Here is a 15,455-nt window from a genome sequence, read left to right as displayed (position 1 = left end):
GTCAACGTGACCGATGGTGCCTACGTTTACGTGCGGTTTACTACGTTCAAATTTAGCCTTAGCCATGAATAGACCCTTCTTTATTTAATTGCGGCCTGCCTTAGCAGGCCAAACTAAGTTATTAATATGCTTTACGCGCAGCGATTATTGCTTCTGTCACGTTGCTGGGAGCTTCTGCATAATTCAATGGTTCCATTGAATATGAAGCGCGACCCTGACTTAACGAACGCATGTTGGTTGCATAACCAAACATTTCAGAGAGCGGCACATGCGCATCAACGATTTTGATACCACCAGGTGCATCTTCCATACCGTTTATAATACCGCGACGACGGTTTAAGTCACCAACAATATCACCCATGAAGTCTTCCGGTGTTACCACCTCAACTTTCATGATCGGTTCAAGAATAACTGGCTTGGCTTGCAGTGCACCTTTCTTGAAGCCCATCGAAGCAGCAATTTTAAACGCCATTTCGTTTGAGTCAACATCGTGGTACGAACCGTCAAACACAGTAACTTTAACGTCAATTACCGGGTAGCCAGCAAGAACACCGTTCTTCATCTGTTCCTGAACACCTTTGTCGATTGCAGGGATATATTCTTTTGGAATTACCCCACCGACTACAGCGTTAACGAACTCGTAACCAGCACCTTCTTCCTGCGGCTCAATTTTAAGCCAACAGTGACCAAACTGACCGCGGCCACCTGATTGACGAACAAATTTACCCTCAACTTCCGTCGCGGCACGCAGTGTCTCGCGGTAAGACACCTGTGGTTTACCCACATTTGCCTCTACCTTGAATTCACGGCGCATACGGTCGACGATAATGTCCAAGTGTAATTCACCCATACCAGAAATAATGGTCTGGCCGGTTTCTTCGTCAGTGTGTACACGGAAAGACGGATCTTCAGCAGCCAGTTTACTCAGCGCTACGCCCATCTTTTCCTGATCAGCTTTCGTTTTTGGTTCCACTGCAACAGAAATCACTGGCTCCGGAAATTCCATCCGCTCCAGTGTAATAACGTGCTCTGGGTCACATAAGGTGTCCCCGGTGGTTACGTCTTTAAAACCTATACCAGCAGCGATATCGCCGGCACAAACTGCTTTAATCTCTTCGCGGGCGTTAGCATGCATCTGCACGATACGGCCTATACGCTCTTTCTTTTGTTTGACCGGGTTATAAACAGTGTCACCTGAATTGATGACGCCGGAATACACACGGAAGAAAGTCAGCGTACCGACGAAAGGATCAGTCGCGATTTTAAACGCCAAAGCAGAGAACGGTTCATCGTCATTGGAATGACGCTCACCTTCTGTCTCATCTTCATTGATACCGGTAATGGCTTTTACTTCAGTTGGTGATGGCAGGTAATAAATCACATTGTCCAGCATCGCCTGAACGCCCTTGTTTTTAAAGGCGGAACCACACATTACCACTACAACTTCGTTGCGAAGCGTTAAGTCACGCAGAGCCTGGCGGATCTCTTCTTCAGAGAACTCCTCACCCTCTAGATAGCGCTCCATTAACTCTTCACTGGCTTCAGCAGCTGCTTCGATCATGTTCTGCCGCCACTCGTTACATTCGTCAACCATATCGGCTGGAATGTCTTCATAAGTGAACGTCATACCCTGATCTTCCATATTCCAGTTGATGGCCTTCATTTTGATGAGGTCAATGACCCCTTTGAAGTCATCTTCAGCGCCTATCGGCAGCTGAATTGGCACTATGGTACTGTTTAATCGCGTTTGCGCCTGTTTTACCACGCGCAGGAAGTTGGCACCGGTACGGTCCATCTTATTCACAAAGATCATCCGCGGAACTTCATACTTGTTGGCCTGACGCCATACCGTTTCAGTTTGCGGTTGAACGCCTGATGAACCACAGAGCACGACAACAGCACCATCGAGTACGCGCAATGAGCGCTCTACTTCGATAGTGAAATCAACGTGTCCCGGGGTATCAATCAGATTGATACGGTGCTGTTCAAATTGCTGCTGCATACCAGCCCAGAATGTCGTCGTCGCAGCAGATGTGATAGTGATACCACGCTCCTGCTCCTGTTCCATCCAGTCCATAGTAGCAGCACCGTCATGAACCTCACCGATCTTGTGAGAGCGGCCCGTGTAAAACAGAATACGTTCAGACGTAGTTGTTTTACCCGCATCGACGTGCGCACAAATACCAATGTTACGGTAGCGTTCTATTGGGGTTGTACGTGCCACAATTAATCCTCTTTAAGCAAAGCTTACCAGCGGAAATGCGCGAACGCTTTGTTCGCTTCGGCCATACGGTGCACGTCTTCACGCTTCTTAACCGCAGAACCTTTATTCTCAACAGCATCCAGCATTTCACCAGCTAAACGCTGAGCCATTGATTTTTCACCACGTTTACGGGCAGCCTCAACTAACCAACGCATTGCCAGAGCATTACGACGTACAGGGCGTACTTCACATGGTACCTGGTAGGTAGAACCACCAACACGACGTGATTTAACTTCCACTGTAGGACGAATGTTATCCAGAGCAACTTCAAAAATGTCTAAATGTTCTTTCTTAGACTTCGTAGCCGCTAATTCTAATGCGCCGTATACAATTGATTCGGCAGTAGATTTTTTACCGTCGACCATAACGACGTTTACAAATTTGGCAAGTAATTCACTTCCGAACTTAGGATCTGGAAGAATTTTACGTTGACCTATGACGCGTCTTCTTGGCATTCGTAACTCCGATTGCTTCAGGTGATTCCAAAACTTTTAATACATAAAGAAAAAAAGTTGTTTAGTTTGGCCTTACTAACGGAGTACCGTTATTTCTTAGGCCGTTTTGCGCCGTACTTAGAACGGGCTTGTTTACGATCTTTAACGCCAGCACAGTCTAATGTGCCGCGTACGGTGTGGTAACGCACACCTGGCAGGTCTTTTACCCGGCCACCGCGAATCAGAACAACACTGTGTTCCTGCAGGTTGTGGCCTTCACCACCAATGTAAGAAGAAACTTCGAATCCGTTAGTTAAACGAACACGGCATACTTTACGTAATGCTGAGTTTGGCTTCTTAGGTGTAGTGGTGTATACACGGGTACAAACACCACGCTTCTGCGGGCAAGCTTCAAGCGCCGGAACGGTGCTCTTGGCTACCTTCTGGCTGCGCGGCTTACGCACTAGCTGGTTGATTGTTGCCATTAAATACTCCTGGTTAATATATACCCAATAAACGTGAAAATTCCGCACCCCAAAATTAGGGTCGCGGAATTCTAATGGTCAAGCTTTGACCTGTCAAGGAACAAAGCCAATTGCTGCTAATTTAAGCAACAATTGACCGTATTTCCCTGTCTTATTCGTCGTTACCGGATAAGTCCATGTTCAGCGCGTCAGACAATGCCTGCTCTGCCATTTCTGAACTCATCGCCGGTTCGACGTGCTCGTTATTGCCAGCGCGTTGACGCTGACGAATACGGTTTTGGTGATACGCAAAACCAGTACCTGCCGGGATCAAGCGGCCAACAATAACGTTTTCTTTCAGACCACGCAGTTCGTCAATCTTACCGCCAACGGCAGCTTCTGTCAGAACGCGGGTCGTTTCCTGGAACGAGGCCGCAGAAATAAATGAATCGGTAGACAGCGATGCTTTGGTAATACCCAGTAACGAGCGCTCGTACTGTGCTGGCATTTTACCTGCTGCTTCCAACTCACGGTTCGCGATATTCACGCGAGCCACTTCAGCCTGTTCACCTTCTAAGAACTCGCTGTCACCCGGGTTAGTGATCACGCACTTACGCAGCATCTGACGGATAATCGTTTCGATGTGCTTATCGTTGATCTTAACGCCTTGCAGGCGGTAAACGTCCTGCACTTCGTTTACGATGTAGCTGGCTACATGGTGGATACCACGTAAGCGCAGGATATCGTGTGCTGACTCCGGGCCTTCCGAAATAACTTCACCTTTCTCAATACGTTCACCTTCGAACACATTGACCTGACGCCATTTCGGGATCATTTCTTCATGTACATCACCCTGATCCGGGGTAATTAACAGACGACGCTTACCTTTGGTCTCTTTACCGAAGCTGATAACACCAGAGATCTCTGCCAGGATGGCTGGATCTTTTGGCTTACGGGCTTCGAACAGGTCCGCAACGCGCGGCAGACCACCGGTAATATCACGTGTTTTCGAGCTTTCCTGCGGAATACGTGCTAACACTTCACCCGCTTTCACGGTGGCACCATCGGTTACTTCGATAGTGGTGAAGCTTGGCAGACGGATTTCCTGCAGCGCGCCATCGTCCATCGTCAGGATTAGTTTTGGCTCTTTCGCGTTCGCTTTGGCCAAATCTTTAACTACGGTACGGGTTAAGCCGGTTAACTCGTCGGTTTGTACTTCAGTGTTGGTATCGTCAACATCACTGTGATTAACCTTAGCACCACGCTCAACAATAATTGGGTGTGAGTGCGGATCCCAGTTTGCTACTATTTGACCAGCAGTGATTTTCGCGTTGTCATCTGTCGTCAGGATTGAACCGTATGGCAGTTTATAACGCTCTTTCTCACGACCTAATTCATCAAATACCGTTACTTCAGCAGAACGTGAGGTGATAACAATCTTGTTATCAGCATTACGTACGAACTTGGCATTTTGCAGTTTTAAGGTACCGGCAGTTTTAACCTGTACGCTATTTTCTGCCGAGGCCCGTGATGCCGCACCACCGATGTGGAATGTACGCATCGTCAGCTGTGTACCTGGTTCACCGATTGACTGTGCAGCGATAACACCCACAGCTTCACCAGCGTTGATCAGGTGACCACGCGCTAAGTCACGGCCGTAACACTTGGCACAAACACCAAAGTCGGTTTGACAGGTAATTACTGAACGTACGTGTACTTCGTCGATAGAGTTCTTCTCTAACAGATCACACAATTGTTCATCCAGCATGGTGCCGTCAGCAACCAGTACTTCGCCAGTGGTTGGGGCAACAACGTCACCGATAACAACCCGGCCCAGTACGCGCTCACGCAGACCTTCAACCACGTCACCACCTTCGATAAGTGGCTTCATGATAATGCCCTGATCTGAACCACAGTCTGATTCGGTCACGACTAAGTCTTGTGCTACGTCTACCAGACGACGCGTCAGGTAACCAGAGTTAGCTGTCTTAAGTGCAGTATCGGCAAGACCTTTACGCGCACCGTGCGTCGAGATGAAGTACTGTAATACGCTTAAGCCTTCACGGAAGTTAGCCGTGATGGGTGTTTCGATGATAGAACCATCTGGTTTTGCCATCAGACCACGCATTGCCGCTAACTGACGGATCTGAGCTGGTGAGCCCCGCGCACCTGAGTCGGCCATCATGTAAACAGAGTTAAATGATTGCTGTTGTACAGTATTGCCGTCGCGGTCAACCACGTCTTCTTTCGACAGGTTGTCCATCATCGCTTTTGATAAGGCTTCGTTAGCGGTTGACCAGATATCGATTACTTTGTTGTACTTTTCACCGGCAGTTACCAGACCCTGTTGGAACTGATCCTGGATTTCCGCAACTTCAGCTTCTGCTGCATTGATGATGTCAGTTTTCGCTGCAGGGATAACCATATCGTTAATACCTACAGACACACCTGACAACATCGCGTAGTGGAAACCGGTGTACATGATCTGGTCAGCCAGAATAACGGTTTTCTTCAGACCGATACGACGGTAAGCACCGTTTAACAGGCGAGAAATTTGCTTCTTACCCATCGCCTGGTTGATTGCATCAAAGCTCAAACCTTCTGGCAGAATAGAATACAGGATCGCACGGCCTACAGTGGTATCACGTACCGCTGTGGTTTCTGTACGGCTGCCATCTTCAGCAAATTCTACTTCAGTGATACGTACTTTTACTTTAGCGTGCAGGCTGGCAACACCGGCGCGGAAGGCTTTCTCAGCTTCTTTCGCACTCTTCAGTAACATGCCTTCGCCTTTAGCGTTAATCGCTTCACGCGTCATGTAGTACAAACCTAATACAACGTCCTGAGAAGGAACGATGATAGGTTCACCGTTAGCTGGTGACAGAACGTTGTTAGTCGACATCATCAGCGCGCGCGCTTCTAACTGTGCTTCTAACGTTAACGGTACGTGTACCGCCATTTGGTCACCGTCGAAGTCGGCGTTATAAGCCGCACACACTAACGGATGTAATTGAATCGCTTTACCTTCGATAAGTACAGGTTCAAACGCCTGAATACCCAGACGGTGCAGTGTTGGTGCACGGTTCAGTAATACCGGATGCTCACGGATAACTTCATCCAGAACGTCCCATACTGCGCCTTCTTCACGCTCTACCATCTTCTTGGCGGCTTTGATGGTGGTCGCTAAACCACGCGCTTCCAGCTTGCCATAGATAAAGGGCTTGAATAACTCCAGTGCCATTTTCTTCGGCAGACCACACTGGTGTAAACGCAGAGTAGGACCTACGGTAATAACCGAACGGCCTGAGTAGTCAACACGTTTACCCAACAGGTTCTGACGGAAACGACCCTGTTTACCTTTAATCATGTCCGCTAAAGATTTCAGCGGGCGCTTGTTGCTGCCAGTGATAGCGCGGCCACGACGACCGTTGTCTAACAGGGCATCTACCGCTTCTTGCAACATACGCTTTTCGTTGCGTACGATAATATCCGGTGCTGACAGGTCTAACAGACGCTTCAGACGGTTATTACGGTTAATCACGCGACGGTATAAATCGTTCAGATCTGAGGTCGCGAAACGACCGCCGTCCAGTGGTACCAACGGACGTAAATCCGGCGGCAGTACTGGCAGCACTGTCATGATCATCCACTCTGGCTTGTTACCAGAGGTATGGAACGCTTCCATCAGTTTCAGACGCTTGCTGATTTTCTTACGCTTGGTTTCAGAGTTGATGGTTGGCAGCTCTTCACGCATTTGCTTGATTTCAGTTGCCAGATCAATGCCTTTTAACAAGTCCAGAATTGCCTCTGCACCCATTTTGGCTTCAAACTCGTCGCCATGCTCTTCCAACACATCTAAGTATTCTTCTTCAGTCAGCATCTGGCGACGCTCTAATGACGTCATGCCAGGTTCTGTCACTACATAGCTTTCGAAATACAGCACGCGCTCGATATCACGCAGTGTCATATCCAGCAGTAAACCGATACGGCTTGGCAGTGATTTTAAGAACCAGATGTGCGCAGTTGGGCTGGCCAGTTCGATATGGCCCATACGCTCACGGCGTACTTTAGTCAGCGTAACTTCAACACCACATTTTTCACAAATAACACCACGGTGCTTTAAGCGTTTGTACTTACCGCACAGACACTCGTAATCTTTTACCGGGCCAAAGATACGGGCACAGAATAAGCCGTCGCGCTCTGGCTTAAAGGTACGGTAATTGATCGTTTCTGGCTTCTTTACTTCACCAAATGACCATGAACGGATCATGTCTGGCGAAGATAAACCGATACGGATAACATCAAACTCTTCGGTTTTAGTTTGTTGTTTCAGAAACTTTAATAAGTCTTTCACCTTAGCTCTCCTGTAAGAGGTAAACCGGAATGGGGCAGTTGCCTGCCCCCCAACTCAAGGTCGGTTTATTCCTCTTCCAATTCGATGTTAATACCGAGCGAACGGATCTCTTTCATTAATACGTTGAAAGATTCTGGCATGCCAGGTTCCATTCTGTGGTCACCATCCACGATGTTCTTATACATCTTGGTACGGCCGTTAACGTCATCCGACTTAACAGTCAGCATTTCCTGCAGCGTGTACGCTGCGCCGTATGCTTCAAGTGCCCACACTTCCATCTCACCGAAACGCTGACCACCGAACTGAGCTTTACCACCCAGCGGCTGTTGCGTTACTAAGCTGTAAGAACCGGTAGAACGCGCGTGCATCTTATCGTCTACTAAGTGGTTCAGTTTCAGCATGTACATGTAACCTACGGTAACCTTACGTTCGAAGGTATTGCCGGTACGGCCATCATATAATGTGATCTGACCGCTTGACGGTAAGTCACCCAGTTCAAGCAGTTGCTTGATTTCGCTTTCTTTAGCACCGTCGAATACCGGTGTCGCAACAGGTAAGCCTTTACGCAGATTTTCCGCTAAACGACGTACTTCGTCGTCAGTAAAGCTTTCAACGTCTACGTTCTGGCGTGATTCGCCCAGTGCGTACACTTTCTTCAGGAAGTCACGGATTTCCGCCGTTTCTTTCTGGTCTTTAATCATCGCATCGATCTTGTCACCGATACCACGGGCTGCTAAGCCTAAGTGAGTTTCGAGGATCTGACCAATGTTCATCCGCGAAGGTACGCCCAGCGGGTTCAGTACGATGTCAACCGGCTTACCGTGTTCGTCATATGGCATATCTTCTACCGGAACGATAGTTGAGATAACACCCTTGTTACCGTGACGACCCGCCATCTTATCACCCGGCTGGATGCGGCGTTTAACGGCCAGATACACCTTAACGATCTTCAGTACGCCCGGTGCAAGGTCGTCGCCCTGCACGATCTTACGGCGCTTAGCTTCGAACTTCTTATCGTACTCAACACGAATTTCTTCGTACTGGGCCGCTAACTGCTCCAGATCGTTCTGTTTATCTTCATCGCTTAAGCTTTGGTTAAACAGAGCGTCGCCTTTCATGGTATCCAGCTTGGCACGGTCAACACCGCTTTGCTCCAGCAGGTTACGGGCACGGTCAAAAATACCGGCTTCCAGGATACGGAATTCTTCATTCAGGTCTTTCTTCGCCTGTTTGACTTCCATTTCCTCGATTTCACGCGCGCGCTTGTCTTTTTCTACGCCATCGCGGGTAAACACCTGAACATCGATAACAGTACCGGTTACAGAGTTAGGCACGCGTAACGAGGTGTCTTTAACGTCAGACGCTTTTTCACCGAAGATAGCACGTAACAGCTTCTCTTCCGGTGTTAACTGGCTTTCACCTTTCGGGGTGACTTTACCCACCAGAATGTCGCCACCTTTGACTTCAGCACCGATATACACGATACCGGCTTCGTCCAGTTTCGACAGCGCAGACTCGCCCACGTTAGGGATGTCGCCGGTGATCTCTTCTGGGCCAAGCTTGGTGTCGCGGGCGATACAGCTTAATTCCTGGATGTGAATCGTGGTTAAGCGATCTTCCTGTACCAGACGTTCTGATAACAAAATCGAGTCTTCGAAGTTGTAACCATTCCACGGCATGAACGCTACGCGTAAGTTCTGGCCCAGAGCCAGTTCACCTAAATCGGTAGACGGGCCGTCAGCCAGTACATCGCCGCGCTCAATTGGCTCACCATGGTTTACACATGGACGCTGGTTAATACAGGTGTTCTGGTTAGAACGGGTGTATTTGGTCAGGTTGTAGATGTCGATACCGGCTTCACCCGCTACCATTTCATCTTCGTTAACCTTGATCACAATACGGCTGGCATCAACATAGTCGATAACACCGCCACGTTTCGCCACTACGGTTACACCTGAGTCTTTTGCTACTACGCGCTCAATACCAGTACCTACCAGCGGCTTATCAGCACGCAGTGTTGGTACCGCCTGACGTTGCATGTTCGAACCCATCAATGCACGGTTAGCATCGTCGTGTTCCAGGAACGGGATCAGTGCGGCAGCAACAGACACGATTTGCTGAGGAGCAACGTCCATGTACTGCACCTGATCAGCAGGCATCAGTGTAAATTCGTTTTTATAACGACAAGGTACTAACTCTTCTGATAAACGATTTTCTTCGTTCAATTCAGCGTTTGCCTGTGCGATAACGAAATTGCCTTCCTCGATGGCTGACAGGAAGTCGACTTCATCGGTTACCACGCCATTTTCGATACGACGGTATGGTGTCTCCAGGAAGCCATATTCGTTAGTCTGAGCAAACATTGACAGTGAGTTAATCAGACCGATGTTTGGACCTTCAGGCGTTTCGATTGGACATACGCGACCGTAGTGCGTCGGGTGTACGTCACGTACTTCGAAGCCGGCACGCTCACGCGTTAAGCCGCCCGGGCCTAAAGCAGAAATACGACGCTTGTGCGTCACTTCTGACAATGGGTTGTTCTGGTCCATAAACTGAGACAGCTGGCTTGAACCGAAGAACTCTTTTACTGCTGCTGAAATCGGTTTAGCGTTGATCAGATCCTGTGGCATAACGGCATCTAAGTCACCCAGTGACAGACGCTCTTTCACCGCACGTTCAACACGCACTAAACCAACACGGAACTGGTTCTCTGCCATTTCGCCAACAGAACGGATACGGCGGTTACCTAAGTGGTCAATATCGTCCACTTCGCCTTTACCGTTACGGATGTCGATTAAGACTTTCATTACCGCCAGAATATCTTCTTTGCTCAGTACACCGGCACCGGTGCCTTCGTCAAAACCTACGCGGCGGTTGAACTTCATCCGGCCTACCGTCGATAAATCGTAGCGGTCTTCCGAGAAGAACAGGTTATCAAATAAGGTTTCTGCGGCATCACGCGTTGGTGGTTCACCAGGACGCATCATGCGATAAATTTCTACCAACGCTTCCATACGGTTGCTGCTTGGGTCGATACGAATGGTTTCAGAGACATAAGAGCCCTGATCCAAATCGTTAATGTATAGAGTTTCAAAACTCTCATAACCAGCTTTAGCCAGTTTTGCCAACAACTCCAATGTGAGCTCTGCGTTCGCCTCGGCAATAATCTCTCCGGTTGAACGGTCAGCGTAATTTTTTGCCAGCACACGGCCAACCACGTATTCGTGTGGTACTTCCATCATGGTCAGACCGGTTTTTTCCAGCTGACGCACGTGGCGTGCAGTAATACGACGGCCTTGTTCTACTATGACTTCGCCATCGTTGTCTTTAATGTCAAATGCAGCAGTCTCACCACGCAAGCGGTTCGCTACAACTTCCATTAACAGCTTACCGTCTTTGATTTCAAACTTTGTGTTTTCAAAGAAGGTGCTTAAAATGTCTTCGGTGCTGAATTCAAGCGCCCGTAACAGGATCGTTGCCGGTAACTTACGACGGCGGTCGATACGCACAAACAGGTTATCTTTGGCATCGAATTCGAAATCTAACCATGAACCACGGTAAGGAATAACACGAGCGTTATATAACACCTTGCCAGACGAGTGGGTTTTACCACGGTCGTGATCGAAGAATACGCCAGGGCTGCGGTGTAGCTGAGATACGATTACACGCTCAGTACCGTTGATAACGAAAGTACCGTTTTCAGTCATTAATGGGATTTCACCCATATAAACTTCCTGTTCACGGATATCTTTAATTGTACCTGGAGCTTCTTTATCGAATAACACCATGCGCAGTTTTACACGTAATGGCGCTGAGTAAGTGACACCGCGGATCTGACATTCTTTCACGTCAAATACGGGTTCCCCGATGCGGTAGCTGACGTACTGCAATTCCGCACTGCCTGAATAGCTTTTAATAGGGAATACAGAGCGGAATGCGGCTTCTAAACCGTAATCTCCTTCCGGATCAGGCTCGATGAATTTGCTGAACGATTCAATCTGGATCGACAGCAGGTATGGCACATCCAATACTTCCGGACGTTTGCCGAAGTCCTTACGGATACGTTTCTTCTCAGAATAAGAGTAAGTCATGGGGTTCCTCAGCTTGCTGATTTTTTTCCCAACAACCCTTTCGGGTCGTGTTTGATACCAGCCATAGTATCAACAGGGGTGGGGAAATCATTGTCCCACAGCGCAAAAAGGCCGGTGATTAATTCATCACCAGCCCAGCCTGAACTTCAGGCGAATAATCCGGTATAAGCCGGATTATTTAACTTCAACAGAAGCACCAGCTTCTTCAAGTTCTTTCTTCAGAGCGTCAGCTTCAGCTTTAGAAACGCCTTCTTTGATTGGAGCTGGAGCGCTCTCAACCAGGTCTTTCGCTTCTTTCAGGCCTAAACCGGTAGCGCCACGTACTGCTTTGATAACAGCAACTTTGTTCGCGCCAACACCAGCCAGAATTACGTTGAATTCAGTTTGCTCTTCAACAGCAGCAGCAGGACCTGCAGCAACTGCTACAGCAGCAGCTGCAGACACACCGAATTTTTCTTCCATTGCAGTTACTAACTCTACTACGTCCATTACAGACATTGCAGCGATAGCATCTAAGATTTGATCTTTAGTCACTGACATTGCTCAGATTCCTAAATTAGGGGACTTGTCCCGATTAAACTTTACTTTCAAACCAAACGTAAAATTACGCGGCTTGCTCTTGTTTTTGGTCGCGAACCGCGGCAATTGTACGTACAAGTTTGCCGGCTGCTGCCTCTTTCATAGTGCTCATTAAACGTGCAATAGCTTCGTCGTATGTTGGTAACGATGCTAACACTTCAATGTTTACTGTGGCGCCATTGAAAGCTGCACCTTTCAGTTCGAAGTTTTTGTTCTCTTTCGCGAAATCTTTAAAGATACGCGCTGCAGCACCTGGGTGCTCTTTAGAGAAAGCAATTAACGTCGGACCTACGAATGCGTCTTTCAGACACTCAAATTCGGTGCCTTCTACTGCACGGCGAACCAGTGTGTTACGGACAACTTTCATCCACACACCAGCTTCACGCGCTTGCTTACGCAGCGCAGTGATATTGCCTACAGTGACACCACGAGCGTCTGCGACTACCGCAGATAAAGCACCTTTGGCAGCTTCCTGGACTTCAGCAACAAGTGCTTTTTTGTCTTCAAGCTTAATAGCCATTGGCTCTTAACTCCTGGTTCATCCGGGCATGATTGCCCGTTTGCCTACACATCGCCCTGCGTTGCCACAAGGCGCGCGATTTACGGTGAGACCAGAAGGAATCTAATTCTTTCTGGGGCCTGCACCGTCTGCGTAGGTTTGTTGTTTTAAGTCACGCTTTTCCAAAGAAATTTGCGACACCTACGGTCTTGGACGGAAGCCGTCATTTAGTTAAAAATGCGGCTTCTACCCTAAAAATGAGCGCAAGATTATAAAATAATCTTACTGCCCTGTAAAGCAATTACGCCTTAGACCACTGCGCTCAGTGACGCCTGGCTCAGGGCTAAACCTGCACCGTGCGTTGAAGAGATAGTGACTTTCTTGATGTAAACGCCTTTAGCTACTGATGGCTTAGCACGTTTCAGTGCAACCAGCAGTGCTTCTAAGTTTTCCTTCAGCTTATCAGCATCGAAGTCGATTTTGCCGATAGTTGAATGAACGATACCGTTCTTATCGTTGCGGTAACGAACCTGACCTGCTTTCGCGTTTTTAACCGCTTCTGCTACGTTAGGCGTAACAGTGCCGGTTTTTGGGTTAGGCATCAAACCACGTGGGCCTAAGATTTGACCTAACATACCTACCACACGCATAGCGTCTGGTGAAGCGATAACCACGTCGAAATCCATTACGCCTTTTTTGACCTGTTCAGCTAAGTCTTCCATACCAACGATGTCGGCACCGGCAGCTTTAGCAGCTTCAGCGTTTGCACCCTGAGTGAACACAGCAACACGTACAGTACGGCCAGTACCGTGAGGCAGTACAGTCGCACCACGCACGTTCTGGTCAGATTTACGGGCATCGATACCCAGGTTTACTGCTACGTCTACGCTCTCAACGAACTTGCCGGCAGTTAATTCTTTCAACAGAGCAACAGCTTCGTTGATGTCGTATTCACGAGTTGAATCCACTTTAGAACGGATTAACTTAGCGCGTTTAGTTAATTTAGCCATCTGTTAGCCCTCCACCACTAAACCCATTGAACGGGCAGTACCTTCGATGGTACGCACCGCAGCGGCATGATCAGCAGCAGTCAAATCTGGCTGCTTGATCTTAACGATCTCGTCAACCTGAGCTGCAGTGATTTTGCCCACTTTCTGGGTGTTAGGACGACCTGAACCACCTTTTAAGCCAGCGGCTTTCAGTAATAAGAAAGATGCTGGAGGAGTACGGGTTTCGAACGTGAAAGAACGATCGCTATATACAGTAATAACTACTGGGATTGGCATGCCTTTCTCAAGGCTCTCTGTACGGGCGTTGAAGCCTTTACAGAATTCCATGATATTCACACCGTGTTGACCCAGCGCCGGACCTACTGGTGGCGACGGGTTAGCCATACCGGCTTTAACCTGCAGTTTGATAAGTGCAGTGACTTTCTTTGCCATGTTTCACCTCTGTTTCTGGGTCATAGCCTTGTAAGTGCGAGGACACATACTCAAACGGCTTCCCAACGTTAAAAAGGGCGCAGATTATATTTTAATCAGCGCCCGGTTACAATCTTTAAGTTAAGCTTTTTCGACCTGAGCAAATTCCAGATCGACAGGTGTAGAACGACCGAAGATCAGAACTGATACTTTTACGCGGCTCTTTTCATAGTCGACTTCTTCAACAACGCCGTTAAAGTCAGCAAACGGACCTTCAGTAACGCGCACCACTTCACCGGCTTCAAACAGCGTCTTCGGCTTAGGCTTATCTACGTTATCCTGCAGACGATTCAGAATAGTCATCGCTTCCTTTTCAGAAATAGGTGCCGGGCGATCTGAGGTACCACCGATAAAGCCCAGTACGCGCGGTACACTTTTCACTAAGTGCCACGCTTCTTCACACATTTCCATTTGCACTAATACATAACCCGGGAAGAATTTGCGCTCAGATTTACGCTTTTGGCCTGCGCGCATCTCGATCACTTCTTCAGTTGGCACCAGCACTTCACCAAACTTATCTTCCATCTGATGGATTTTGATGTGTTCACGCAGAGAGGTGGCAACCCGTTGCTCGAAGCCAGAGAAGGCCTGCACCACATACCAACGCATCTTTCCTGCCATGGTTTAGATCCCCAATCCTGTTAAAAATGATACAACACGCAATAAAATAGCGTCCAAACCCCACAGTAGCAGGCCCATAATTAGGGTAGCAACCAGAACAACCAAAGTCGTTTGCATCGTTTCCTGTCTGGTTGGCCATACCACTTTGCGAACTTCAGTACGTGACTCTTTAGCAAAATTGATAAAGGTTTTGCCTTTGTGCGTCTGTGCGGCTACTGCACCGGCTATCACAACCAGTACCACGATAGCGATTGCTTTTTCTAATGCAGATAATTCATAAAGGTAGTTCCCTACCACTGCCAGTGACAAAATAACAAAGACCAGCAACCATTTGACTATATCAAATCCGCTTTTTGGGGTTTCACTTGCTGCGTTCATGCTTTGACTCACTTCACCTTGACTTGCTTATAGCAACACACTACCGGCCAAGCTAAAACTTGACCGAAAAATATTGGCAGGGGCAGAGGGATTCGAACCCCCAACCATCGGTTTTGGAGACCGCTGTTCTACCAATTGGAACTATGCCCCTACAAGGTTGTAAACCTGACACATGGCCGGGTTTGCAAATAGCCGCTCATTATACTGTCTTAGCAAGCTAAAACAAGCTTAGCTGCTCTTATTGCGTCACTTTCCTGCATACTTTTTTAGCAAAACAAAAAAGGCCCCGCA

At 48.2% G+C, this 15,455-nt stretch carries 11 protein-coding genes and 1 tRNA gene; all 12 read right to left on the bottom strand.

Annotated elements, in window-relative coordinates:
* Positions 1–121: 121 nt before the first annotated feature.
* Positions 122–2,224: an elongation factor G gene (gene fusA, locus LHL18_RS19520; RefSeq protein ID WP_226768311.1), complete on the bottom strand. Its 2,103-nt coding sequence runs from the start codon at positions 2,222–2,224 to the stop codon at positions 122–124.
* Positions 2,225–2,247: 23 nt separating this feature from the next.
* Complete coding sequence (gene rpsG / locus LHL18_RS19515; RefSeq protein WP_134059768.1) at positions 2,248–2,718, bottom strand: 30S ribosomal protein S7; 471 nt, start codon at positions 2,716–2,718, stop codon at positions 2,248–2,250.
* Between the two features lie 89 nt (positions 2,719–2,807).
* Positions 2,808–3,182, bottom strand: a complete 375-nt coding sequence (gene rpsL, locus LHL18_RS19510) for a 30S ribosomal protein S12 (protein ID WP_019677787.1) — start codon at positions 3,180–3,182, stop codon at positions 2,808–2,810.
* Between the two features lie 151 nt (positions 3,183–3,333).
* Positions 3,334–7,515, bottom strand: coding sequence for a DNA-directed RNA polymerase subunit beta' (rpoC, locus tag LHL18_RS19505; RefSeq protein WP_226768310.1), 4,182 nt, complete (start codon positions 7,513–7,515; stop codon positions 3,334–3,336).
* A 65-nt stretch (positions 7,516–7,580) separates the two neighbouring features.
* Positions 7,581–11,606: a DNA-directed RNA polymerase subunit beta gene (gene rpoB, locus LHL18_RS19500; protein ID WP_226768309.1), complete on the bottom strand. Its 4,026-nt coding sequence runs from the start codon at positions 11,604–11,606 to the stop codon at positions 7,581–7,583.
* A 174-nt stretch (positions 11,607–11,780) separates the two neighbouring features.
* A complete protein-coding gene (gene rplL, locus LHL18_RS19495; RefSeq protein WP_134059759.1) occupies positions 11,781–12,146 on the bottom strand; it encodes a 50S ribosomal protein L7/L12 in 366 nt (121 codons plus the stop codon).
* 64 nt (positions 12,147–12,210) lie between these two features.
* Complete coding sequence (rplJ, locus tag LHL18_RS19490; protein WP_027672429.1) at positions 12,211–12,705, bottom strand: 50S ribosomal protein L10; 495 nt, start codon at positions 12,703–12,705, stop codon at positions 12,211–12,213.
* A 287-nt stretch (positions 12,706–12,992) separates the two neighbouring features.
* Complete coding sequence (gene rplA, locus LHL18_RS19485) at positions 12,993–13,694, bottom strand: 50S ribosomal protein L1 (RefSeq protein WP_134059755.1); 702 nt, start codon at positions 13,692–13,694, stop codon at positions 12,993–12,995.
* A 3-nt stretch (positions 13,695–13,697) separates the two neighbouring features.
* Complete coding sequence (gene rplK, locus LHL18_RS19480; protein WP_027672427.1) at positions 13,698–14,126, bottom strand: 50S ribosomal protein L11; 429 nt, start codon at positions 14,124–14,126, stop codon at positions 13,698–13,700.
* A gap of 120 nt (positions 14,127–14,246) precedes the next feature.
* A complete protein-coding gene (gene nusG, locus LHL18_RS19475) occupies positions 14,247–14,774 on the bottom strand; it encodes a transcription termination/antitermination protein NusG (protein ID WP_008224569.1) in 528 nt (175 codons plus the stop codon).
* A gap of 15 nt (positions 14,775–14,789) precedes the next feature.
* Positions 14,790–15,164: a preprotein translocase subunit SecE gene (secE, locus tag LHL18_RS19470; RefSeq protein ID WP_226768308.1), complete on the bottom strand. Its 375-nt coding sequence runs from the start codon at positions 15,162–15,164 to the stop codon at positions 14,790–14,792.
* Between the two features lie 74 nt (positions 15,165–15,238).
* A tRNA-Trp gene (locus LHL18_RS19465) sits at positions 15,239–15,315 on the bottom strand.
* Positions 15,316–15,455: the final 140 nt, after the last annotated feature.

Source organism: Rheinheimera aquimaris, assembly GCF_020531985.1.
GTDB lineage: Bacteria > Pseudomonadota > Gammaproteobacteria > Enterobacterales > Alteromonadaceae > Alishewanella > Alishewanella aquimaris.
Note: the sequence above shows the minus strand (reverse complement) of the source record. Positions and strands in the feature narration are given on the sequence as shown.